Consider the following 24134-nt stretch of genomic DNA (forward strand, 5'->3'; position numbering starts at 1 on the left):
AACTCATTTTCCAATCTAATTTCTATAAATTATGATATTGCTTTGTAATAAAATTGTACTGTTAAAAAATAATAGATTAAATATACTATTGTATATGGTATAGCTACCATTGTTATTGGTGTTAATATACCTAAGTTTAAGAATCCTCCAAATATTGACAAAGCTACTCCTCCATGAGCTATGCCTACTATTAATGGAGCAAAGAATATAAATGCCATTTGTTTATATATGGAAGATTTAAGTTCTTTATTCCTTACCCCTATGTTTCTTAATATTTTATATCTATATTTTTCCTCCATAGCCTCTGAAAGTTGTTTAAAGAATATTATACTTGCCGTACATACTAAGAAAACTAATCCTACAAAGCATCCTATAAATAGCATAGTTCCAGATGAAGATATATTTTCTATATAATTTTCATAGTAATTAGAGTTAACCATTCTATACTTTGGATCATTTTTAGATTTTTCATAGTTTGTTATTATGCTATTAAAATCCTTTGTTAGTTTCACACTCCTATTATGATTTTCTACTAAATAAAGCGCATATTTCTCCTTCTTTATTTGATTTTGTAGCTTTATGAATTCCTCGTCTCTAACTATTAATACATTGTCTAAAACCATCATATTAGCTAATGATCTTTCTTCTGAATGTACTACTTTAAAATTTTCTTCACCTATATTAACATTGAGAATTTTATTTTTTTTATCAATAAATCTTGGAAAATAATAAGCTTCTTTTCGTGAATTTATTTTATCTTTAACTTCAATATTCTTAGCTTTAGCTATTTTATTAAAATCTTTTTCTGATAAAATAGATTTACCATCATAAATATTATTATTTTTATTTTCATACTGCAGCACTGTAATATCTATTTTTTCCTTTAACTTATTTTTACTATTATTTTTTATAAGCTTGTCTATATCATTTATAACTTTATTATTTTCTACTTTTACCACATAATCAAAGGGCATATCTTTATCCATGTTAGCTGAAAAATATTTATAAAAACTTATACTAGCTCCTGAAGCTGTAAGAGTAGTGGCTATAAGTATAGCTATAGTAGCTAAGGTTCTAGAATTCCCTTTTATTCTATATAAAAGTTGAGCATTTGAAATCATATTTAGTTCTTTAAAATGATTTTTCTTATTATTTCTTTTTACTTTTAAATAATATACTGTAAAAGAACTAAAAAACAAATAGGTTCCTATTACTACTGTAGTTAATGTAATCATAGCAACTGATCCTAAACTTTTACCTTTGCTAATAATATACAAACCATGCCCACCCAATAAGAATATTAAGGATAAAACAGCCTTTATCCTTGAAGCTTTAGGTTCTTTTTCTCTCTTACTTTCTGCTGTAAATAAGTCTATTAATTCATATCTATATATAATACTAGATCCACTTATAGAAACTACAAAATATATTAATATAAAAGTTTTTATTGTGGAAAGTAAAGCTTTAATTGAAAACCCTGTATTTATAATATTTTCTGCATCTATAAGCTTTAAAAAAACTAATATAAAACCTTTAGAGAAAAAAGCTCCTAAAAAAATTCCTATGACTAAAGCCATAATTCCCATGGTCATAGTTTCATAAAACATCATTGCCGCTATACTTTTCTTTTTTATCCCTAAAATGGAGTATAAGGCCATTTCTTTTTTTCTCTTTTTAATAAAAAATGAATTTGAATACCATATAAATATAAAAATGAACAAAGCAATTATAGCTGATGCTCCTGAAAAAGATTTGCTTACAGTCTTCATTCCATTTGCTACATCTGCAATTTGATTATTATATTCAATAGCTTTAAACATAGAGTATATAAGTACGGAAAATATCATAGATGTTAAATATATAGCATAATTCTTAAAATTTCTTTTTACATTTTTAAAAGCTATACTAAATAAGCCCATTATTTTCTCCCCCTAGCATAGATGTTACATCTAATATTTCTCTAAAGAAGTCTTTTCTACTTGAATTATTCTCTATTTCTTTATATAATTTTCCATCCTTTATAAATATAACTCTGCTACAATAGGATGCAGCAAATGCATCATGTGTAACCATCATTATAGTTGATTTATCTCTTTCATTTAATATACTAAGGGTTTCTAGCAGCTCCTTTGATGATTTAGAATCCAATGCTCCTGTAGGTTCATCTGCTAATATTAATGCAGGTTTATTAATTAAAGCTCTAGCTGCTGCTACCCTTTGTTTTTGCCCTCCTGATATTTCATAAGGATATTTATTTAATAGATCCTTTATGCCTAACTTTTCTGTTATTTCTATTACTTTTTTATCTATTTTTCTATAGGATACTTTTGATAAGCTAAGGGGCAATGCAATATTCTCTTTAACAGTTAATGTATCTAATAAATTAAAATCTTGAAATATAAATCCTAATTTATCCCTTCTAAAATCTGATAGTTTATCTCCCTTTAACATTGTTATATCATCACCATCTATTAAAATTTTTCCTCCTGTAGGTTTATCAATTGTTGATATTATATTTAATAATGTAGATTTTCCTGCCCCTGAGGGTCCCATAACGCCAACAAACTCTCCTTCAAAAACTTTCATATCTATGCCATTTAACGCTTGATATATATTTCTCTTTTCTCCATATACTTTTGTTACATTTATAGCTTTCAGTATTTCCTTCATAATCTGTTCCTCCCTAAAACTTTAAATTCATATTACAGTGTTAATTATATATACAATAACAAGCATTAAAAATCGATTAATATTTCAACTACATTACAACTTTGTAATACAAATCTGTAAAAGTTGTAACATATTTTCTATAAACAAAGCACAATTTATTTTCTATCTTTTCTGGTCGCATACTATATACTACTAACATTACAAAAAAATAAGGAGATAAGCATTACACTTATCTCCTTACTTATATTCACTATTATTGGGGGATATTTAGAGGGACTCTTTTAATTTATATATATTATAACCATATTTTATTAATTTATTATTAATTAAATAAAAAGTTTTTTTAAATTATTGAAGTTTTTTTCATAAAACTTAATTTTAAACTAATTATTTATAAAAATATGATATAATATATTTTAATTAATAATTATTATTTTTATTTATTATAATATTATTTTCAATACTTTGCAACTTTTTTTTTTATTTATTTTCTTATTTATTTTTTATATTTAAAATTTCATTTTTTTATAATTAGGAGGGTGGAAAATGTTAGCTAAAAGTCATATAAAAAAAGCTTATTTTTCTATGGGTTGCTTTTGGTCAGTAGAAGCTTTATTTGATTCTTTGGATGGTGTCATTAAAACCTATGTTGGATATACTGGTGGAAGCACACTATTTCCTACCTATAACAGTATAGGAGATCATTTAGAAACTGTAGAAATATACTATGACTCTAGTAAAATAACCTTTGAAAATCTACTAATGGTTTTTGAAAAAAATCATAACTATACTACAAGACCTAATTTATTACAATATAATTCCGCTATTTTATATAATAATGAAAATGAAAAAGAGCTTTGTTTAAACTGGAAGAAGAGTAAAGAGGAAGAGTTAACTAAAGAAGTTTTAACTAAAATTTCTCCTATAGAAAAGTTTTATTATGCAGAATTTTATCATCAAAAATATTATGTTCAATTGGAACCTGTAATTATGTCTAATTTAAGATCTAAATTTTCTACTGGTAATGATCTAATCTCTTCTCCTTTATGTCATAAATTAAATGCTTACTTAGCGGGCTACAGCTCTCTAAAAAATCTAAATAAAGAGATTAAAGATTTTAATCTTTCAAAGGATGCTAAAAACAGATTATTGTCTATTGTAGAAGGTTTTAACCATACTAAATAAAATTAATTTTAAAATTCAATTGATTTTTTTATTTTTTATTAGTTATAACTAATAAAAAAGAGGTGTCTAAAAATACATTTTATTTTTAGACACCTCTTTAACTTATATACAATTTCATTTCTATGATTAATTCTATTTTTTTACTACTCATATTAATTTATAAAATATTTTAGCTTTAATTAGTATTTCATATTTGCATAATGCTAAACACTTTCCTAGATAACTTTTTTAAGATTAATACAAAAATGTCTACTTATAAGACAGATCTATCTAAAACTGAAATACTTGATTCTATTTTATATTAACTTTTTTAAGGCTTTTTCTAATAAAATACCATCCCTTTGATTGTAATCGTATTTTAAACTTATTTCTATACCATACCTTATAAAATCAACAGCCTTATCTACAGCAGTTTTTATGTTTTCACCTTTTAATAAACTTCCTACAACTACACTGGTAAAAGCATCTCCTGTCCCAGGATAATTTACATTTAATTTCTCTGTTTTTGTTATATAAAATTCATTCTTTACTTTATTGTATGAAACTGTGGCTATTATATTGTCGTATAAAGGAACACTGGTTATTATAACATTTTCTGGTCCTATATCACTTAAGTTTATAAGCATTTCTTTAACTTCTTTTTCAGAAATTTTACATTTAGAGCAATCTTTATTTAAAAGATAGCAAGCTTCAGTATAGTTTGGCGTTATAACATGAGCTAATTTTATAAATTCTTTCATTTTATGTACCATTTCATAATCTATAGCAGAATAAAGCTCACAATCGTCTCCCATTACTGGATCTATAACTACCAATGTATCTTTTTTCTTAAAATGCTTTATAAAATTTGATATTATATTTATTTGATGCACTGATCCTAAATATCCACTATATATGCAATTAAAATCTAAATTTAAGCTTTTCCAATGATCTATATAAGCTTGTAAATTATCTGTTAAATCTATTATTTCAGGATTACCAAATCCCCCTGTATGAGTAGACAAAACCGCCGTGGGAATTGGACATACCTGTGTACCCATAAGAGATATTATAGGTATTACTGTGGTCAAAGATGCTCTCCCATAACCAGATATATCATGTATAGCCGCTACTTTTTTTGTATTTACTTTCATATGTACATCTCCTAAACAATCTGAATTTACATAATTTTATATTTAAAATATATGAAATTTAATATTTTTACAACTGTATCCATACAGTTGTAAGTTTTAAATTTCATACTACAGAAGATCAATATGTACATTAAAATTCATATATAATATATTAATTTTTAATATTATTAAATATAAGCTTAAATAAAAAGATTGTGCTTAATGAAGCACAATCTTTTTTAATTTATTGATTATAATATATTAGATTGGTTTTAATATATCAGATGCTAAATCCCATAAAAACACTTGTCCGTTATCTTTTCTTACATAATACCAACCCATTGTCGCTGTATGATCCTCAACAACTTCATATACATGGACTAAATAATATGATACCCCTTGTCTAACCTCTTCTCCTTCACAAATAGCTTTAATATTATTATTGCCAGTTCCTATTTTATTTTTTACTATTTCTTCTGCCTTCTTTTTTGTAGTTACCTGTCCTTGTAAGTTTTTATTTTCCTCTTTTATTTTCTGCTCTTCTTCAGCTTGCTTTTTTTGCTCCTCTTCTACTTTTTTTGCTTCTTCTCCTGCCTTTTTTATTTCTTCTTGCAGCTCTTTCTCTTCTTTTATATACTGATCTTTTAAATTTTTAGCCACTACATTTTCTTTATCTATAGATAATACTTTATCTAAATAAGCATAGGCTTCTTTATATTTTTTATCTTTTGCTAAAGCTTTTGCTTTATCTAAATTTTCATTTACATAAATCTTTATACATTCCTTTATTTTATCTTGAGCTAAACTAAATCTTTTACTATCTCTTTTAGATACTTTTTTAAATAATTCTAAAGCAGCTAGATAATCTTTTTTATTATATAATTCCATAGCTTTTTCATAATTTGCTTTAGATTCTTTTATTTCTTTAGCTAAATTTATTTTATCTACAATATCCTTATTATTTTTATAATCTAAGGTTTTTTCATAATTTTCTATAGCCTTATCATAATTTTCTATCTCCATATAAGCTTCTGCCTTATTTAATAATGCTTTATAATCTTTGTACTTTGTATACTTATAACTTCCAAAGCCCCCTAGCATAACTAAAATTATTATAGTAGCACCTATTATAATATTTTTTTTAGATTTGTTCATAGTAGCACTCTCCCTTCTATACATACAATTCTGTAACATCCTTTTTTACAATCTTGTGACTAAAAATTATTAAATTCCTTTAATATTTCTAATATGTATTGAAAAGTTCTTTCCGCAGAACTTATACTTAAATGTTCTTTAGGTGTATGTATTTCAAAAATATTAGGACCTATAGATATACACTGTAATCCTTTTATTTTATTTTTAAGCACTCCACATTCAATACCACAATGATATGCTATAATTTCTGCATCTTTCCCATATAATCTTTTAAACACTTTTCTACTTAGAGAAAATACTTCTGATTTTTCATCATAGGGCCATTCTGGATAATCTCCGTGGCAAATAATTTGTGAATTTGTAACCTCTCCTAGTGCCTTTATTTTTTCTACTATTTTATGCTTTAAAGTCTCATTTGAACTTCTAATTCCACTTTCCAATATAGCTTTACTATGGTCTACTGAAATAGTTCCTAAATTTACAGAGCTTTCTACTAATCCTTCTATATTAGCTACCATTGATTCTACACCATTTGGAGTAATCAATATAGAATTTAAAATTAACTTTTTGCTTTCCTCTGAAATAATTTTATCTGTATTATGAGTAGAATCTTTCAACTTTATGTTTACATTATCATCTTTTAGATATAGTTCCTCTTTTAATGTATTATTCGAAAATTTTATAAATTCCTTTAATTCATTTTCATAACTTTTTTCTATTAAAATTTTAGCCTCAGCATTTACAGGAATATTATTAGTTTTACTTCCACCCTGTATAAAAGCTAAAGAATATTCCATATTATAGCTTAAATCCTTTAGTATTCTTCCTAATATTTTAATAGCATTTCCTCTTTCTTTATGGATGTCAAGTCCTGAATGTCCCCCTTTTAAATCTTCTACTACTATATTAAAAACTTGTGAATTTTCCTTTGTATTTTCCCATTTTATAGGTATATTATGTTTAATATCTACTCCTCCAGCACTACTTACTAAAATTTTTCCTTCTTCTTCTGAATCTATATTTATAAGAATTCTACCTTCAAACAAATTATGATCAACATTTAATGCTCCTATCATGGTAGTTTCTTCTTCAGCGGTAAATAACATTTCAAGATTGGGATGACTAATATCATTGGAATCTAATATAGCTAACATATAAGCTATGCCAATTCCATCATCAGCTCCTAAAGTTGTATCCTTTGCATAAAGCATATCCCCTTCTATTTTAAATTCTATGGGATCCTTTTCAAAGTCATGTACTTTTTCCTTAATCTTTTCACAAACCATGTCCATATGTGCCTGAAATATAATAGTAGGTGCTTTTTCATATCCCTTTGTAGCTTTCTTTTTTATAATTATATTTAGATATTCATCTTGAATAACCCATAAATTTCTTTCTTTTGCAAAATTAAAGAGATAATCACTAATTTTCTTTTCATTTCCTGATTCTCTAGGTACATTACTTATGTCCTTAAAATATTTAAAAACTTTATTGCAAATTAAATCATCTATTCTTTGGTACATATAGTTCTCCTGCCTTCATAATAAATTTTGTCTAACTTTATTATAATATAAAAGTAATAGCATAAAAAAGTAAAATCTCAAAAAAATTCTGTAAAATATTATTTCTAATTTTAAGTTAAATGTAAATATATAAAATAAATATATTTACATACCTACCATACTTAACACATAAAAATACTTAAATAAAAATTTATTTGTATATACTCTTTATAAGTTAAAACACTCTAATAATACCACACATTAACATAAATATTACTTCCATTTTCATCATATGCGTGGGCTTTAATCCAGATTAAAATATTTTTGTAAAAAATATAGCATTTATATTTGTCTATTTGTTAATAATATGTTATAATAATAGAATAAAATTTAATTAGTAAAGCATGATGTTTTACACTAGGAGGTCAATCAATGAAAACTGGAACAGTAAAATGGTTTAACTCAGAAAAAGGATTTGGATTTATAGAAGTAGAAGGTGAAAAAGACGTATTCGTTCACTTCTCAGCAATCCAAGGAGATGAGCCAAGAAAAAACCTTGAAGAAGGACAAAAAGTTGAATTCGAAGTAGAAGAAGGTCAAAAAGGTCCTCAAGCTGCTAATGTTATAAAGCTATAATATAACTTTGTAATATATAATATATTAAGTATTTTAATATATAAATAGCAAATACCACGCCACCTTTATTAAGGTGGTTTTTATATTATATAAAATTTTTATTAAACTTTTATAAAGCTTACCAAATCCTTGCTTAAAAATAGTTTAGTATAAGGAGAGTAGTTTTAATGAAAAAAAATTATAACATGAAAAAAACCATAGCTATGAAAGGCTTTATTGCTGAATTTGGAGAAATTTTTTCTGAAAAAATGAAAAAAAGATTATTAGAGCTAGAAATAAGAACTGTACTCACTCGAAAAGAACATAGAAATAAATTAGATATAAAACATGTAGAACATACAAAATATCCTTGTGAGGATTTAGATAGCAAAAATCTAGAAAAAGAATATACTTATGGTCAATTTGTAATTACAGATGAAAATCTATATTTTAGTAATAATTGTGTAGAAAATGAAAAAGTTATGCAATCACCTATAGTAAATACAATATATAATTCTCTTGATGATGAAGATATGCTTATTGATGAAGATACAACTGCTAAAAAAATAGATGATACCAATATTGATTATGTAATAGATACCTTATTAACAGCCTGTCCTGAAGTCTCCCAAAGATATTTAAAAATTGTGCGCGAAATGTTATCTAACGAAAAAAGATAATTTTAATATTTAAAAACAAGAGCATATATTATAACATATATATGTCTTTATATGGATAAAACTTTTAAATAGTTTTTTCTAATATATGCTCTTTTATAACTGTTAATATAAAAATATTAATGATCTTACTTTATATTATGAAAAATTACACTTCCACTATTTATACATACCATACATAAATACAACAATAAACTTAATCTTATAATAATAAACAATACATTCCATTAATTAACTTACATTTTTATGTTATTAGACTTTTATACCTCCTATTATTGGGTTAAATTATATTAATAAAATTATATATTCTTTATATCTAGATTATATAATTTTATATCTTAATAATTATATTAAATACTTATAAAAATTTACATAAACTTATGTTACAATTAATATAAATAACATTAGTTTATATTTTATTATCTTTTAATATTGATTTTCACTCCTTCTGTTTACAAACTATTTTATTTAAAAAATTACTATATTTTAAATATACGGGAGTAAAATCAGTATTTTCATCATTGAACAAATTATATGTTAGTTAGAGGAGGATTTATATGAATACTGTATTACAAACTATAAAAAATAGAAGAAGTATAAGAGGTTATAAATCTGAACAAATAAAAGAAGAAGAACTTCAATGTATATTAGACGCTGGAATCTATGCTCCTTCTGGTTGTAATCATCAATCCTGGCATTTTACTGTTATTCAAAACAGAGAATTAATTACAACTATGAGCAATGTGGCTAAAGAAAAACTTAAAGATTCATCTAATGAAAATTTTAGAAATATGGGTAATAATGAAAAACTTGATTTAACTCATGGTGCACCTACTTTAATTGTAGTATCAGGGAAAGAAGGTAACTATTCTCCTTTAGTTGATTGTTCTGCTGCTATAGAAAATATGCTAATTGCCGCTGAAAGCTTAAATATAGGTTCTTTATGGATAGGCCTTATTTCACTAGCTTTTGAAAATAAAGAAATCATGGAAAAATTAAATATACCTAAGGGATATAAACCTTATTTTGGCATAGCTTTAGGATATAAAAACGTAAGTGAAGCTAAAGCTCCTAAAAGAAATGAAAATGTAATAACTTACATAAGATAAGGAAATTACGCCTTAACATACTTTAATACCTTTAAAAGTTGTTATCATAATTTCTCACGTGACATAAAACTTACTAAAGGATGATTTTGTTCCACTTCTTTACTGTTCTTGATACTAGAGAAAATTTAGACTAACTTCAGTATATTAAAAATTAGGATATGTGGCGTAAAAGGCATTTGAAAAAGCTAAGATATTCTTATTTGTTTTTTGAAAATATATTAGAAAAAACTGATTGTTTGAACGGTCAGCGAGTTATCATTTTTTTCAATATATTTTATAAAAAATAAATTTAGAATATCTTAGCGAATTGAGTTGCCTTTCTAGACATATACCCCTTTTTTAATATACTGACGGTAAACTTCCTTTTAAGTCGTAATTTATTTATTTAAACACTTTTTTATAAAATTTCTTTTACAATTTTCAAATTTTGAAATATCATGATTTATGGAATATACGCCAATTAATTCAAATGCAATGCCGATTCCATAGCCTAATCCCAAAATAAATTCTGGTAATTGTATTGTAACATGTCTTAAAATCGTAGTAATTACAATAATAAATATGCCTATACTTAAAGTTCTATTGGGCTTTTTCATAAAAATCACCTCCATATATTAGTTAGTTGCAAAATCTCTTACTTTAATGTTTCCTGCAGTAAATAATACTAATGACATAAGTATTACTATAAATATATTAGGGAATATGCTAGAATTCTTTATGCTATCAAATATCCAATATTGAGGAGTAAATTTTCCTATATTCAATAGTATCCAAGGAGATTTACTCATAGATAATCCCATAACCCCCATAGAATGCAAACTTAAAAATGTTGTGCTTATACCTACTATGTTAACTGCAAGGGCCACTACAGATTCGTTTTGAAATAATCTAGTTACAAATACACCTAAACTTACTGAAAATATACTAGCTACTATTGTATTTATAAGTATAAAAGCTAAATTGTCAAAGGAATATCCGACTATAAATTTTCCGCATATATAAACAGACATATACACAAAGCTTTGAATTAATATCATACCTAGATATATTCCACCTATTATTTCAAATCCTCTGTTAGAAGTAGTTATAGCCCTTTTTAATATATTTTGTTTCTTAAAATTTAATATTTCTGAACTTACATTATTAGCTGAAAAAATTATAAAATTTATTATAAGACTTAGTACTAAGAATGCGCCTTCCTCTACATTTTTAGTATTTTCTATAACTGTTTTCACACTATTGTTATCTAACTCATTTTTACTTTTTATAATGTTTTTGTTTATTAATAAATTTTCTCTTACTTTTTTATTTATATTATTATTTAAAGACTTTTCAATAGGTAGAGTTCCATTACCAATTTCTTTTTTATATGCTTTTATTTCTGGTTTTTCTCCTTTTTTAATCTTCTCTGAGAAGTTCTTTGGTATTTCATATACAGCTACTACATCATTTTTATTCAAAGATTCTACAGCTTTATCTTTATCTTTATAAAAGATAGATTTAGTAGGTATTTTAAGTTCTTCTAAAAGCTGTTTTCCCTCTTCCCCATTATCTTGTACATTAAAAGCTGCATCAACCATAATAGTACTTCCGCCACCACTTTTAATTGCAAAATTAATTATGGTTATCACTACTAGGGGCATAATAAGCATAAAACCTATAACTTTTATATCTTTTATCATTCTTTTGAATTGTATAAATCCATATCTTAAAATTTTCATGTTAATCCCCCCATTTCATATTAATCTTTAAAAGACTAATACTATATAAAACCATAGAAATAAGAATAAATGTAATTAAATAATATTTAATAGCTCCAAAGGAATTATAAATTAAAAAGGTTTTATAGGTTTTCATAATAAGTACATTAGGTGCAAAATCACTTATAACTCTAAATATTTTATTAAAACTATTAATAACTTTCTCTAATGGATAAAATACTCCACCTAAACTTACACTTATTATAATAACTGTATTTAAAAATATTGCTGCCATCTTTTGTTCCTTAAAGAAGGCTATCACTATAGAGGATATAGCCACTTCTAAAAGGCTTTTGGTAAGTACTATTAATAATAAAAGTCCTATATTACCTTTAAAAGATAGTCCTAAAAGTCTATAAGACAATACATATATGGAATTAAATAAAACCGCAAAAATGTACCAAGAAACTAATGAATAATTAAAATATTGAACTTTACTTATACTTGTAGATAATGTTCTTTGAAAAATACCTTTTTTCTTTTCTTCATAATATCCATTACATAACGACATTATAGTTACTATAAACATAAAACTTAATATAGACACTGAATAGTACTCATAGGAAGTTAAATTCCTTGTACTTTTGACTATGGAATTTCTTATAGCATCCTTTTTATATATTTTAATAATATCTTCTGATATTTCCTTTACTAATAAATCTTTTTTTTCTTTAGAAATATCCATTTTATTTATGTTGTTTCCTATTGTAAGATTATTTTTCATTTCTTTATTATAATTATCTATTAAGTCCTTTAGTATTTTAGAGGATACTTCCTTATCTTTTTCTCTTTCATTTATTTTTATTGCAATTTTTTTATCTTCTATAGCGCTTTTTTCATATCCCTTTGGTATTACTACTTCTTCTATAGCTTTTTCCTTACTTTTTTTCATATCTATAAATTTCTCTAACCCATTACTTCCCAAAAATTTTATAAATTCATTAGATAATTTTGAATTATCTTTATCCTCTACATAAATTACTATTCTATCTATTTCATTTTTAGGATTAAACATATCCTTTTGAAAATATCCATATAATGAACTTATAACTATAGGAAATATTGCAAAAGTAAATATCATAACAGGTAATTCTCTAAATACAGATTTTAATTTTAATTTTATAAATGCTTTTAACCGCACACTCTTCCCTCCCTATATAAAATTTAATCTATAAATTTCTCATTTTAATGTTTTAAATATATAAATTTCCTATATCAACAATATAATTTATTAATATTAATATAATTAACCTCTAAGCTTCTTACCTGTTAATGCTAAAAATACCTCTTCTAATGTTGGTTCTTCAAAATTTATTCCTTTTATTTCTATATTTTCATTTTCTAATATTTTAAGTAAACTATTTAATTCAAAATTTTTTTCACGAACCAATAGTTTAATAATTCTTCCCTCCTCTTCACATTCAACAACCCCTTCTAAAGATCTAATGTTAAGAAGAGTTTCTCCTGTATAGTTTTCTAGTTTTAAAATCACTCTATTTTTATCACCCACCATAGATTTTATATAATTCTTATTTCCATAAGCTACTTCTTTTCCTAAATCCATAATGAATAAATTGTTACAAAGCATTTCAACCTCTTCCATATAATGAGATGTATAAATTACAGTGGTCTTTTCTTCTCTATTTATTTTTCTTGTAAATTCAAATATATGATTTCTTGACTGAGGATCTATGCCTACTGTAGGCTCATCCATTATTAATATTTTAGGGTGATGCATTATAGCTGCTGCTATATTTAGTCTTCTTTTCATACCACCAGAAAATTTCTTAACCTTCTCACGTCTTTTTTCTTTAAGTCCTATAACTTCTAGTGCTTCATCTATTCTCTCTTTTAAAAGCTTTCCTTTAAGTCCATATAAGCTTCCAAAAAATTCAAGATTATCTATAGCAGATACAGTTTCTATTAGGGCTATTTCTTGAGGTACTAATCCTATATATTCTTTGGCCTTTAAAGCCTCCTTAGTTATAGAATATCCTCCAATTTTTATATCTCCTGATGTAGATTTTAAAATACTTGTGATTATATTTATTAATGTAGACTTACCTGCTCCATTAGGCCCTATAAGCCCAAATATTTCTCCCTCTTGGATTCTAAAATTTATATTATCTAAAACCAATTTATCATTAAATCTTTTTGTAACATTATTTACTTCAATTATGCTCACAAAAAAAACCTCCTTAAACTTTCTAATTATATAATAGAAAATTTAAGGAAGTTTTACCATTGCCTTAAGTAACTAACATTAGTGACTTAAGTCACTAATCATTTGGGAATAGCTTGCAAATTTTACTTAAGTTATTCTCATTAATATATTACTTTTAATTATTAAATTCTTCAAAAATTTATAAACATAAAAATCTTTAAATTAGATATAGTTCTGTAATTTATTATTTTTTCTTATTCTAGCTTTCAAAGCTTAGATTTTATTATTTAATTAGCTATATTATTTTTAAAAGCAAATATAGCTATTTGTGTCCTATCTCTTAAATCTAACTTAGAAAGTATAGTACTTATATTGTTTTTTATAGTTCCTTCAGAAAGGTATATCCTTTCTGCTATTTCTTTGTTAGAAAGTCCATTAGCTATTTCTCTTATTATATTAATTTCTCTTCCCGTAAGATTATATTTTAAACTTATGTCATCATCATTTAATTCTTTTTCATAAGTAGTATTAAGTATTATGTTGTTAGCCACATCCGGGTGAACCACTACATTTCCTTTTACACAGGCTTTTATACCTTCATAAATTAACTCATTAGAACTATCTTTTAGTAAATACCCTGAAGCTCCAAATTTTAAAGCTTCATGAATATATTCTTTATCATTGAATGTAGTTAATATTAATATTTTTATATGTGGGAACTGTTCTTTTATGATTCTTGTACCTAATACTCCATCACAATTGGGCATTCTAATATCCATCAAAACTACCTGTACATCTTTTTCTTTACATAAACTTAGTGCTTCCCTTCCGTCACCGGCAAGACCTATAACTTGAATATCATCATAGGTAGAAAGAATTATTTTTAATCCTTCTCTTATTAATTTTTCATCATCCACTACTATAATATTAGTTTTATTCATTTTACTTTTCCCCTTATTAAATTAATTTTCCCTAAGCTTTATAATGAAAATTATTAGATTTCATTGATTTGTGGATATAATACTACTTTTAATAAAAATCCTTCTTCTTTTTTACTATTATATGCTACAGTCCCACCTAATTCATTAACTCTTTCCCATATGCTTTTAAGGCCTACACCTTTTTCTATTTTATCCGCCCCTTGTCCATTATCCCTAAGAGTTATTATTAAATTTTCTTCATTAAATCCCATAAATATATCTACTCTTGTGGCTTTCCCATGTCTTAAAGAATTAGATAAGAATTCCTGCACCACCCTATACAAAACAAAACATTGATCTGAGTTAAGAGTCCATTTTTCCTTTGAAAATCCTAGCTTTATTTTTACTCCTGTAAGTTTTTCAAAGTTCTTTGTAAGTTCCTCTACAGCTAATATACCCTCATATTTTTCAAATTCCCTAGGTTTTAGCGCTCTTACCGCACATCTTACTTCACCTAAACTATTTTTAGCAAATTCCCCTAAATTTCTTGCCATTTCTGATGTGAGTTTCCCATCTTTTTCAGCAATCTTTTCTATAGCTCCTAATTGTATTATCATCGTAGATAAACTATGCCCTACACTATCATGTATTTCTCTAGATATTCTATTTCTTTCACGGAGAACTGTAAGCTCTTCTATAGAATTGGCATAACTTTCTAAGTCTTTATTAGCTTTTTTTAATTTTTCTTCTGAAATTCTAAGTTTATCATATAATTTTTGCGCTCTTAATTTACCACTATTTTCTTCTTTTATATAAGTAGCTAGTATAAACAGCATAATAAAAGAAGTTACTATAGATAAAATTTCGCTTAAATTTAAATTCCATCCAAGAAATATTATTATAATTAATACTATAGAAAAAGTTAAATAAGATAATCTTCCCTTAAGAAAAAGAGCTGAATCCAAAATATCTGTAAAAAAATAAAAAAACAATATTCCGGAATAATTAGTATAGCCAATATAAGCTAAAATACATTCTAATATTATAGACATGAAAACCAGATTTTTATTTTTATTAAGAATAAAAAATCTGACTTGGTTATTTATAATAAATAATAATATTAAAATAACTGTATGAGTTGTAATGTTTTCTTTTTCAAAGGAGGCTATACCAAATATAAGAAGCAATATAGCTATATATCTAAATATAATTAATAATTTTTTTCTCTCCATATTTTTTATTAATCCTTATTTTAAAACATAGTTAGCTAATACACTTTGAAGTTCATATATATTTAAACTTTTATTAAATTGCTTTTCTATAGGCAATTGAGTTCCTGAAATCCATATTTTAAGTTCTGCATCTAAATCAAAATTTCCTGCTGTTTCTATACTAAAGTGTGTTATAGCTTTGTATGGAATAGAATGATATTCTGTTTTCCTAGCCGTCATCCCCTGCTTATCTACTAGAATTAATCTTTTGTTTGTAAAAATAAACATATCACGAATTAGCTTATAAGCTTTTTCTACTCTTTCATTTTCAGATAATATATTACTATATTCTTTTTCTACTTCCATTATATTAACCTCTGAAGCGTTTCCCATTAATCCATCAAACAATCCCATTCTTCATCCTCCTAAGTATTACTCAATTCATATTTTTATAAAATTACACCCTTAATGATACTAAAATCTTTTACAATGGACAACCATTTTATTTCTATTAAGACTATAAAACTAATCATATTCTATTATAATCTGTTATAAATATTACTAAAATCCATATCGTTATATTAAAACTATTGATTCATATAAACTAATAGCTTTAATATGGATGATAATTGTACTAATTATGTTTAAGTTTCAATATATATTAATATACAGTTGAATTTATTTTACTTTTAATACTATCTTAAATTAAAACTTTTAAAGTTATGGTTTATTATCTAGTTTATGGGGATAATTGTAGATAAACACTATATTATTCTGCTATATAAATTATCTAAAATATTAATAAAAGTTGTCTTATTTGTCACCAATGTATCTATATTTAATCATATTTTAAATATGTATTAATTATTTATCCAATAATCTATTAATTGCCTTGTTTTTACTTGAACTATACAAGTAACATTTTTATATGATTTTTTCTATTTTATAAGTTTCATAAGGCATCTATTTTTCCACCTCCTCTAAAGATCATTGGTGACAAATCCTCTCACTATTATTTTTATCTTAATGACACTGCAACCAAATATTAAACTAGTCCTTAAAAGATAATGTTTTAATAAGTCTGTCTTTTCCTATTATAGTATCCGGAAAAACTTCTGTAGCATTTTGTCTAAAGCTTTCTGGATCTATCATAGCTGGACTAAAATGTGTTAATATAAGTTGTGATACTGTACCTCTATTAGCTAATTTAGCTCCTTCTCTAAAAGTCATATGCTTATTCCTTATAGCTTTATGTAAATCTTCATCCTGTCCATAAGTTCCCTCACATATGAACAAGTCACTATTTTCTATAAAATCTATTATAGAATCTATTGGTCTTGTATCTGTAATATAACTTAATTTTATTCCTTTACGGCTTCTCCCCATAACCATACTAGAATTATATTTTATCCCTTCATAAACTAGATTTTCCCCCTTCTGAAGCCTACTCCATAAAAACTTTGGTACATTATTTCTTTCCGCTTTTTCTAAATTAAATTTAGGCTTTCTATTAATATATAAACTATATCCTATACAAGGACAAGAATGATCTAATTCTAATGTGGAAATCTCTATGTCACAACTTAGCATATCATTATATTTTTCATATTGATTAATACTCTCCTCTCCATTTTTTATATAATCCTTTGAACTGTTATTTTTTATGAAAGTGCTACTTTTATATTCATTTAGTACCTCTATACCATTTTTAACTACCTTTATCTTTAATGAATCTTTAGGATTTTCTATTATAGTTATATCATAAGGTAAATAAGGCACTATAGTCCTAAGTCCATTTATTACCTTTTCTATGCCTTCTGGACCTATTATAATTAAAGGCTCTTCTCTGCTACTATTACCTATAGTAGCTAAAAGTCCTGGTAATCCAACTGTATGATCTCCATGCATATGAGTTATACATATAATATCAATAGATTTAAATCCCCACCCCAACATTTTCATAGATACTTGAGTTCCTTCTCCACAATCTATAAGTATTTTTCTTCCTCTATAATTTATAAGAAGAGAAGATAAAAACCTATCTGGAATAGGCATACCTCCTCCACATCCTAATAAAGCCAAATCTAACATTTTATTCCTCCTAATTTTAGTTTTTTATATCAATAATTTTTACTAATTGTTATTAACTTATATCTTAATTCTTATTATGTATCATTATTTTAATTAAAAACATCTCATTATAATGTTAATTTTTTAAATAAATTCATTAAACTTTTTAATATAGTATAGTTAAGTTTATATAATTTTATTAAAATTAATAATTATATTTTAGTATATATATCATTTTTAAACTAAAAATATAAGGAATAGATAATTACTAAAAAACTATATACTAAATATCTATTCCTGCATAATATTCATATTAAACTTTAATAAACAATAACATTATTAAATACTGATATAAATATATTATCTATCAATTAATCTATAATAAACAAATTATAAATTAAACAATAGGAGCTAATAAAAGTATTTCTATATTATCTTTATATATTTCATCGAATTGACTTATAGGCAAAGGATTAGTTCCTTTTCCTACTTCTATAGTAAACCCTGGCCTTCTATACTCTGATATAAACCAATCCTTATAACCTGCATAAGATGCTATTCCATAGGGCTCTGAAAGTTCATAACCACTTACTTTTGAAAATAATTCTCCAATTTCTCTTGCACCTGGTGGAATTATATCTCTATAGGTCCAAAATATCACTTCTCCCTGACTATGGTAAGCTAGTATTAATCTAAAGTTATGTCTTCTTGTAAAATCTGCAACGTTTCTACTTTCAGGTTCTGATTCAGGATAAGGTCCACCATATCTAGTAGGTCCCGGACCGTAAACACCGTAGGATTCTTCTGCAATTTTAGATTCATACCAGGAAGCATTATAATTATGATTTAAATCTACTCCTCTTATATTAGCTTGCCAATTCTTTGAAAAATCTGTACTTCCCATATTCCATTTTATTAAATCATTATAATAAGGATTATTCCTTTGAAGTCCATTTATAACTAAATCTACACCATCTGGATTTACCATTGGCATTATATAAATACTACTCCTATTCCAAATATCTCTTATATTATACCCTTTTATTTCGCTACCCTCACTATAAGCTTTAGAGAAATCTTCAATAAACTTCATAAGCAATGGTGTAGTTATCCACTCCAATGCATGATGAGCTCCATTATAAAATACTTCATTAGGTCCACTACCTAGTCTGATATAATACAGATTTTCCCCTAAAACACTTTTTCCTGCAATACCTACCTGTATAAAAGGATATCTTGCTTTTAATGCCTTTATGTCACTTTCCATAATTCCATAAGTATAATCAACATTAGTATCTACTATATCAATACCTACAGGAACTATTATCTGCTGACCTATAGTAAGATTGTTAGGTTCTATGTTAGGATTAGCAGTTATTATCCTAGCTACAGTTGTATAATGTCTTTTAGCTATATTATATAAAGTATCTCCAGGCTTTATAGTATAAGTATTATAGCCTAATATAAACTTATTCAATACCTCATAAGTCTTAGGTCCTATAATGCCATCCACCGCTAACCTATTATTCAGTTGAAATCTTTTAACTGCCTCCTCTGTCTTACTCCCAAATATTCCATCTATAGGACCTACATCATACCCTATCTTTTGAAGCACTGCCTGAATCTTTTTAACATCTGATCCCCTATCACCTTTTTTTAAAACTCTCATAAAATCACCTCATAGCATTATATGATTTTTTGATCTTACAAGTGAACTTTAAATTTAAACCTAAATATTTATATATTAATTGAACAAAAAAGGATTAACACTAAAAATTCAATGCTAATCCTTACTTCAATATTATTTATTATTAGATTAATTTATTTTCACTTTCCTCATATTGCTCATTCCTATTTTGTCCTTTACACCATCTTCTACAAAAATCAGCTCTCTTGTTACATATTACTTTTTCTGAACCACAATTAGGACATATATGTCTATCCTGTTCATAATTTATTTCATAAACATCTCCACAATCCATACATTTTAATTTACAAAGCTTGGTAGTATAATGTCCCCCACTTATTTTTATTGCCTTTCCTTCTGTTAAAGCTATAGCTACTTTTTTTCTAGCGCTATCTATTATATTTTGAAAGGTTTGACGAGATATTTCCATTCTTTCCGCACATTGTTCTTGGTTTAATTCTTCTATATCCTTAAGCCTCATAGCCTCTAATTCTTCAACTTTTAATACTACCTCATGTATTTCACATTTAGGTTTTCCCCAGGGCACAAAATAATTATTTTCTGGGAAAAATTCTACTCTTCTAAACTTTGTTGGTCTTGGCATTTTTCTTCCTCCTTGTATCTACTACATAACCCTAAAAATAATGTATTAGCATCATGAATTTCTAAGTCTTCGCTATGTTCCATAAATCTACTTAATTTTAAATATTCTAAATCTAATTTACTATTATCAATATATATTATACTATTACATTTTAAACATTTAAAATGTATATGCAAGGTTTTCCACTAAATATTTTCATTTCGTAGTAATTTACACCGTTAATGTTCAATTCCTTAGCTATGCCAAGTCTTTTAAAAATTTTTAAATTTCTATAAATTGTAACGATTCCTATATTAATTTTTCATATAGTATAAATAATTATATCACAATAAAATCCTTATAAAAATATAAAAGCAAATACATAAAAATCTTTGCTTAATCTATAATTTACTATATTCCTCTAGAAAATAAGTATTATGTGCTAGAAGCTTAGCTTCCTTTATATCATGAGTAACTACTATAACCGTTCTTTTATCTTTTTCCCAAAGTTTTAGAAAACCTGATATAATTTCTCTTTTAAGGGATAAATCAAGACCTTTAAAAGGTTCATCCATAATAAGGACTTCGCTTTTATAAGCAAGGGCTCTGGCTAAAGCCACTCTTCTTTTCATACCTCCACTTAACTTATCTAAAGTATAGTCTTTATATTCTTTTAAGTTAACTAAATCTAAATATTTATCTATAATATTTCTTATTTCACATTTAAGAGTATTAGACTTCAATACAAAGGCTATATTCTCATAAACGGTAAGCCAAGGTAATAGTCTATCTTCCTGAAACATATAAGATATACTCTGAGCTTCCATAATAAAATTTCCACTATTTAAAGACTCCAGGCCTGCTATAATATTCAACAGAGTTGTTTTACCATAGCCTGAAGGAGCTAACAGAACAGTTATTTTATTTTTTTCAAAGTTTAAATTTAAATTCTTAAAAATTATTTTATCTTCATAAGCTTTACAAGCATTTATAAATTGCATTTCATATACTACCTCATGTTTTTTCATAATTTTATCTCTATATTAAGTAATTCTTAATTTTAGATTACCTCCCTTAAGAATTCTCATATATACCACTTTAATGTAAAATAGATATAGTAACATTGATATTATCGGTATACAATACCTTTTTGTTCAAAATACTTTTTTAACATAATATTTAAATATTTTTTCAAATATAAGGCTAAGTAAAACCACCACTATAGTCCAGGCAAATAGTTCCTCTGTAGCTAAGATAGCTTTGGCATTTAGAAGATTTAACCCTATAGAATACTTAGGAGTACTTAAAATCTCTGATGCCACAGAAACTTTCCATCCTATACCTAAACACATAAGTATTCCTGATATAATATAAGGCTTAGTAGAAGGAAGATAAATGTTCGTTAATATATACTTATTCTTAACCTTATATAAATTAGCCATTTCTAATAATTTTTTATCCACAGACTTTATTCCTGATAAAACATTAGTATATATTATAGGGAAACACATAAGTATACTAGTAAATATAGCTACACTAGAAGATTTAAACCATACTAAAGCTATTATTATGATTGACATAACAGGTGTTGCTTTTATAATTACTATTAAAGGTTCTAATAATTCCTCCATAAAAACATTTATACCTGCTATTATACCTAAACTAATTCCTAATGCTATAGATATAAGAATTCCTGTAATGACTCTTAATATACTTTTAAATACACTTATCCAAAAATATTTCTTAGCTTCAAGAATAATTAAGGTTTCAAATACTTTTTTAGGAGATGGAAGTAATATTTCATTATTTATAAAAAGGGAGCTAATCTCCCATATAAAAACCCAAAATATTATTATTAAAGTTTTTCTAACCAATCTTGAAATTGTCTTATTTTCCTTTATAGTAGAAATTTTCATCTGGTAATTTTCCTCCAATAGATTTTGGATCATTTTCTTTTAAAATATTATAAAATTTTTCTAGAGAATCCTTAGAATCTTTAGAATCCATAAATACTATATTACATTTTGGAATAGCCATCTCTGCTATTTTTGCCTTTGGAACTATTCCGTTTTTCTCCATAAGCTTGCTAGCTTCTTCCTTATTGTTGTTTACAAACTCTACAGATTTTTTATAATTATTTATAAAATTTTCTACATCTTTTCCTCTTTTATCTATGAAATCCTTTTTAAATACTAAGGCTCCCATAGTTAATTTTCCATCTCCAGATACTTTTTCCCATTCTTTTGTTAAATCTAACTGTACTTTTAAATCCTTATTTTTAGTTTTTGATATTGTTACAAAAGGTTCTGGAAGTACTGCTATTTTTGCCTTTTTTGAAGCTACTAAAGTTGCTAAATCATTATGCTGAGCTTTATATTCTATTTTTACATCCTTATCTGGATCTAATCCATTTTTCTTTAATATATAATTCAAAATAAATTCTGGAGTCGCCCCCTTTCCTGTAGCATAAATAGTTTCACCCTTTAAATCTTTTATATTTTTTACAGTATCTCCGTTTTCTACAATATATAAAACTCCTAAAGTGTTCACTCCAACTAATTGAACCTGCCCCTTTGTTTTATTATATAAAACAGAAGCCAAATTAGATGGTACTGCCGCTGCATCTACTTCTCCATTTACTACTTTAGAAACTATTTGATCTGGAGCATCAAATAAAGAAATATCATAATCCTCTTTATTTTCTTCTATAAGTTTAACCATGCCCATACCAGTAGGTCCTTTTAAAGTGGCTATTTTAATCTTTTCTTTTTTATTATTTTCCTGTGTAGTATTTGTACTCTCCTTCTTTTCCTCCTTATTTGAACAACCTACCACAAATAAAGCTGAACAAACTAAAAGAAAGACAATTAATAATGTACCAATTCTCTTTTTCATATATATAACCTCCTTGTATAGATATTAATAAGTTTTTAATTTTTTAATCCTATATAAAAGCTAAATTAGGTTTTCCCTAGTTCAGAACCTTTATCTTTATTATATAATCTTTGGTATACTTAACAGAATTAATTTAAAATTTCTCTAAAATCCTCATCAGAATTTATTATTATTGTACTACAATTTTATGTTTTTTGCATGATTCAACATACATTGATATACCTCATTTTCATTATATGTATTCTCATTTTTTAATTTATTTTTCTTATAAATTAAATAAAAAACCGTACGCTTTTAGTACGGTTTTTATCTCTATATTTAGTTAAAAAGAGGTAGCTGCAATTAGGGAACTGCCTTTTTCGATTAAAATTATTATTCATTGGATATAATAAAAACGGATTTAATTATTACACTTACACTAATAAACTCCCGTAAAAAAGAACCCATTATAAAATATAAAATGGGTTCTTTCTCCTATTAAACGGGATGGTAGAATAATATATATACTATTAAACTCCTATAAAGCTAAAAATATTCCTCTTAAATTATAACAAATAAATTTTGATTGAATATAATATGAATATATAAGAACACTTACCTGTAAATAGCGTGGTTGTCTTAATTGACTTCCATATGTTCACCTATAAAAAGGACCCTGGATATTATTCCAGGGTTTTAATATAATCGAGTATTTATGGATTAAGCATAGCTGCGAACTTAATGTATATTATTTTACGTATTTTACATAATTACTCCATGATTAAAGTTGTTATATCTGAATATAATAAAAAAAGAGCCCCCACTATATACATGGGCTCC

General features: G+C 25.7%; 24 protein-coding genes. 4 read left to right on the forward strand and 20 right to left on the reverse strand.

What is annotated here, in order from left to right; all coding sequences use genetic code 11:
* Window positions 1-29: 29 nt before the first annotated feature.
* Complete coding sequence (locus ACYUDJ_RS16670) at window positions 30-1919, reverse strand: ABC transporter permease (protein ID WP_043031817.1); 1890 nt, start codon at window positions 1917-1919, stop codon at window positions 30-32.
* Window positions 1906-2670: an ABC transporter ATP-binding protein gene (locus ACYUDJ_RS16675; protein WP_003486683.1), complete on the reverse strand. Its 765-nt coding sequence runs from the start codon at window positions 2668-2670 to the stop codon at window positions 1906-1908. The genes ACYUDJ_RS16670 and ACYUDJ_RS16675 overlap by 14 nt, the downstream gene beginning before the upstream one ends.
* 546 nt (window positions 2671-3216) lie before the next feature.
* On the opposite strand from ACYUDJ_RS16675, the gene ACYUDJ_RS16680 reads away from it, so the two are divergent.
* Complete coding sequence (locus tag ACYUDJ_RS16680) at window positions 3217-3855, forward strand: peptide-methionine (S)-S-oxide reductase (RefSeq protein WP_043031816.1); 639 nt, start codon at window positions 3217-3219, stop codon at window positions 3853-3855.
* 296 nt (window positions 3856-4151) lie between these two features.
* On the opposite strand, the gene ACYUDJ_RS16685 is transcribed toward ACYUDJ_RS16680, so the two are convergent.
* The 3 genes from ACYUDJ_RS16685 to ACYUDJ_RS16695 form a co-directional block, all read right to left on the reverse strand.
* Window positions 4152-4988, reverse strand: a complete 837-nt coding sequence (locus tag ACYUDJ_RS16685) for a pyridoxamine kinase (RefSeq protein WP_043031815.1) — start codon at window positions 4986-4988, stop codon at window positions 4152-4154.
* Window positions 4989-5228: 240 nt separating this feature from the next.
* Window positions 5229-6122, reverse strand: coding sequence for a tetratricopeptide repeat protein (locus tag ACYUDJ_RS16690; RefSeq protein ID WP_042385216.1), 894 nt, complete (start codon window positions 6120-6122; stop codon window positions 5229-5231).
* Window positions 6123-6181: 59 nt separating this feature from the next.
* On the reverse strand, window positions 6182-7645 hold the full coding sequence (locus ACYUDJ_RS16695; RefSeq protein ID WP_043031814.1) for an aminoacyl-histidine dipeptidase: 1464 nt from the start codon (window positions 7643-7645) through the stop codon (window positions 6182-6184).
* Between the two features lie 411 nt (window positions 7646-8056).
* On the opposite strand from ACYUDJ_RS16695, the gene ACYUDJ_RS16700 reads away from it, so the two are divergent.
* The 3 genes from ACYUDJ_RS16700 to ACYUDJ_RS16710 all read left to right on the forward strand — a co-directional run bounded on the left by ACYUDJ_RS16700 (window position 8057) and on the right by ACYUDJ_RS16710 (window position 10025).
* Complete coding sequence (locus ACYUDJ_RS16700) at window positions 8057-8260, forward strand: cold-shock protein (protein ID WP_003362301.1); 204 nt, start codon at window positions 8057-8059, stop codon at window positions 8258-8260.
* Window positions 8261-8427: 167 nt separating this feature from the next.
* A complete protein-coding gene (locus tag ACYUDJ_RS16705; RefSeq protein ID WP_003486693.1) occupies window positions 8428-8919 on the forward strand; it encodes a hypothetical protein in 492 nt (163 codons plus the stop codon).
* A gap of 554 nt (window positions 8920-9473) precedes the next feature.
* A complete protein-coding gene (locus ACYUDJ_RS16710) occupies window positions 9474-10025 on the forward strand; it encodes a nitroreductase family protein (RefSeq protein WP_003486695.1) in 552 nt (183 codons plus the stop codon).
* Window positions 10026-10402: 377 nt separating this feature from the next.
* Here ACYUDJ_RS16710 and ACYUDJ_RS16715 read toward each other — a convergent pair whose 3' ends face one another.
* The 15 genes from ACYUDJ_RS16715 to ACYUDJ_RS16785 form a co-directional block, all read right to left on the reverse strand.
* Complete coding sequence (locus ACYUDJ_RS16715; protein ID WP_043031813.1) at window positions 10403-10621, reverse strand: hypothetical protein; 219 nt, start codon at window positions 10619-10621, stop codon at window positions 10403-10405.
* Between the two features lie 18 nt (window positions 10622-10639).
* Window positions 10640-11746, reverse strand: coding sequence for an ABC transporter permease (locus ACYUDJ_RS16720; RefSeq protein ID WP_043031812.1), 1107 nt, complete (start codon window positions 11744-11746; stop codon window positions 10640-10642).
* Between the two features lies 1 nt (window position 11747).
* Entirely contained in the window at window positions 11748-12926 is a 1179-nt protein-coding gene (locus ACYUDJ_RS16725) for an ABC transporter permease (RefSeq protein ID WP_043031811.1), read from the reverse strand.
* Window positions 12927-13031: 105 nt separating this feature from the next.
* A complete protein-coding gene (locus tag ACYUDJ_RS16730) occupies window positions 13032-13970 on the reverse strand; it encodes an ABC transporter ATP-binding protein (protein ID WP_043031810.1) in 939 nt (312 codons plus the stop codon).
* 266 nt (window positions 13971-14236) lie between these two features.
* On the reverse strand, window positions 14237-14890 hold the full coding sequence (locus tag ACYUDJ_RS16735; RefSeq protein WP_043031809.1) for a response regulator transcription factor: 654 nt from the start codon (window positions 14888-14890) through the stop codon (window positions 14237-14239).
* 53 nt (window positions 14891-14943) lie between these two features.
* Window positions 14944-16101, reverse strand: coding sequence for a sensor histidine kinase (locus tag ACYUDJ_RS16740; RefSeq protein WP_043031808.1), 1158 nt, complete (start codon window positions 16099-16101; stop codon window positions 14944-14946).
* Window positions 16102-16116: 15 nt separating this feature from the next.
* Window positions 16117-16494, reverse strand: a complete 378-nt coding sequence (locus tag ACYUDJ_RS16745; protein WP_003486707.1) for a PH domain-containing protein — start codon at window positions 16492-16494, stop codon at window positions 16117-16119.
* 636 nt (window positions 16495-17130) lie between these two features.
* Entirely contained in the window at window positions 17131-18171 is a 1041-nt protein-coding gene (locus ACYUDJ_RS16750) for a ribonuclease Z (protein ID WP_003486709.1), read from the reverse strand.
* Between the two features lie 376 nt (window positions 18172-18547).
* Window positions 18548-19819, reverse strand: coding sequence for a M14 family metallopeptidase (locus ACYUDJ_RS16755; protein ID WP_043031807.1), 1272 nt, complete (start codon window positions 19817-19819; stop codon window positions 18548-18550).
* Window positions 19820-19961: 142 nt separating this feature from the next.
* Window positions 19962-20441, reverse strand: coding sequence for a DUF134 domain-containing protein (locus tag ACYUDJ_RS16760; protein WP_003486713.1), 480 nt, complete (start codon window positions 20439-20441; stop codon window positions 19962-19964).
* Complete coding sequence (locus tag ACYUDJ_RS16765; RefSeq protein WP_242651486.1) at window positions 20411-20617, reverse strand: Fur family transcriptional regulator; 207 nt, start codon at window positions 20615-20617, stop codon at window positions 20411-20413. The genes ACYUDJ_RS16760 and ACYUDJ_RS16765 overlap by 31 nt, the downstream gene beginning before the upstream one ends.
* Window positions 20593-20739 (reverse strand): transcriptional repressor, encoded by a 147-nt coding sequence (locus ACYUDJ_RS16770; protein ID WP_321161540.1) that lies wholly within the window; start codon window positions 20737-20739, stop codon window positions 20593-20595. Before ACYUDJ_RS16770 ends, ACYUDJ_RS16765 begins: the two co-directional genes overlap by 25 nt.
* A gap of 82 nt (window positions 20740-20821) precedes the next feature.
* The gene (locus ACYUDJ_RS16775) at window positions 20822-21421 is read right to left on the reverse strand and encodes an ABC transporter ATP-binding protein (protein ID WP_080333610.1); all 600 of its coding nucleotides are present in this window, start codon (window positions 21419-21421) and stop codon (window positions 20822-20824) included.
* Window positions 21422-21574: 153 nt separating this feature from the next.
* Window positions 21575-22336, reverse strand: a complete 762-nt coding sequence (locus tag ACYUDJ_RS16780; RefSeq protein WP_043031806.1) for an ABC transporter permease — start codon at window positions 22334-22336, stop codon at window positions 21575-21577.
* Window positions 22308-23315, reverse strand: coding sequence for an ABC transporter substrate-binding protein (locus ACYUDJ_RS16785; RefSeq protein WP_043031805.1), 1008 nt, complete (start codon window positions 23313-23315; stop codon window positions 22308-22310). The genes ACYUDJ_RS16780 and ACYUDJ_RS16785 overlap by 29 nt, the downstream gene beginning before the upstream one ends.
* Between the last annotated feature and the right edge of the window lie 819 nt (window positions 23316-24134).

The sequence above is a fragment of the Clostridium sp. CTA-6 genome (assembly GCF_054768115.1).

Excerpts from the sequence above, each read along its gene's own strand:
- ACYUDJ_RS16755 (WP_043031807.1), bottom strand. The coding sequence starts at position 19,819 with ATGAGAGTTTTAAAAAAAGGTGATAGGGGATCAGATGTTAAAAAGATT.
- ACYUDJ_RS16700 (WP_003362301.1), top strand. The coding sequence starts at position 8,057 with ATGAAAACTGGAACAGTAAAATGGTTTAACTCAGAAAAAGGATTTGGA.
- ACYUDJ_RS16760 (WP_003486713.1), bottom strand. The coding sequence starts at position 20,441 with ATGCCAAGACCAACAAAGTTTAGAAGAGTAGAATTTTTCCCAGAAAAT.
- ACYUDJ_RS16740 (WP_043031808.1), bottom strand. The coding sequence starts at position 16,101 with ATGGAGAGAAAAAAATTATTAATTATATTTAGATATATAGCTATATTG.
- ACYUDJ_RS16735 (WP_043031809.1), bottom strand. The coding sequence starts at position 14,890 with ATGAATAAAACTAATATTATAGTAGTGGATGATGAAAAATTAATAAGA.
- ACYUDJ_RS16690 (WP_042385216.1), bottom strand. The coding sequence starts at position 6,122 with ATGAACAAATCTAAAAAAAATATTATAATAGGTGCTACTATAATAATT.
- ACYUDJ_RS16675 (WP_003486683.1), bottom strand. The coding sequence starts at position 2,670 with ATGAAGGAAATACTGAAAGCTATAAATGTAACAAAAGTATATGGAGAA.
- ACYUDJ_RS16710 (WP_003486695.1), top strand. The coding sequence starts at position 9,474 with ATGAATACTGTATTACAAACTATAAAAAATAGAAGAAGTATAAGAGGT.
- ACYUDJ_RS16695 (WP_043031814.1), bottom strand. The coding sequence starts at position 7,645 with ATGTACCAAAGAATAGATGATTTAATTTGCAATAAAGTTTTTAAATAT.
- ACYUDJ_RS16715 (WP_043031813.1), bottom strand. The coding sequence starts at position 10,621 with ATGAAAAAGCCCAATAGAACTTTAAGTATAGGCATATTTATTATTGTA.
- ACYUDJ_RS16780 (WP_043031806.1), bottom strand. The coding sequence starts at position 22,336 with ATGAAAATTTCTACTATAAAGGAAAATAAGACAATTTCAAGATTGGTT.
- ACYUDJ_RS16785 (WP_043031805.1), bottom strand. The coding sequence starts at position 23,315 with ATGAAAAAGAGAATTGGTACATTATTAATTGTCTTTCTTTTAGTTTGT.
- ACYUDJ_RS16750 (WP_003486709.1), bottom strand. The coding sequence starts at position 18,171 with ATGTTAGATTTGGCTTTATTAGGATGTGGAGGAGGTATGCCTATTCCA.
- ACYUDJ_RS16705 (WP_003486693.1), top strand. The coding sequence starts at position 8,428 with ATGAAAAAAAATTATAACATGAAAAAAACCATAGCTATGAAAGGCTTT.
- ACYUDJ_RS16670 (WP_043031817.1), bottom strand. The coding sequence starts at position 1,919 with ATGGGCTTATTTAGTATAGCTTTTAAAAATGTAAAAAGAAATTTTAAG.
- ACYUDJ_RS16685 (WP_043031815.1), bottom strand. The coding sequence starts at position 4,988 with ATGAAAGTAAATACAAAAAAAGTAGCGGCTATACATGATATATCTGGT.
- ACYUDJ_RS16745 (WP_003486707.1), bottom strand. The coding sequence starts at position 16,494 with ATGGGATTGTTTGATGGATTAATGGGAAACGCTTCAGAGGTTAATATA.
- ACYUDJ_RS16680 (WP_043031816.1), top strand. The coding sequence starts at position 3,217 with ATGTTAGCTAAAAGTCATATAAAAAAAGCTTATTTTTCTATGGGTTGC.
- ACYUDJ_RS16775 (WP_080333610.1), bottom strand. The coding sequence starts at position 21,421 with ATGCAATTTATAAATGCTTGTAAAGCTTATGAAGATAAAATAATTTTT.
- ACYUDJ_RS16720 (WP_043031812.1), bottom strand. The coding sequence starts at position 11,746 with ATGAAAATTTTAAGATATGGATTTATACAATTCAAAAGAATGATAAAA.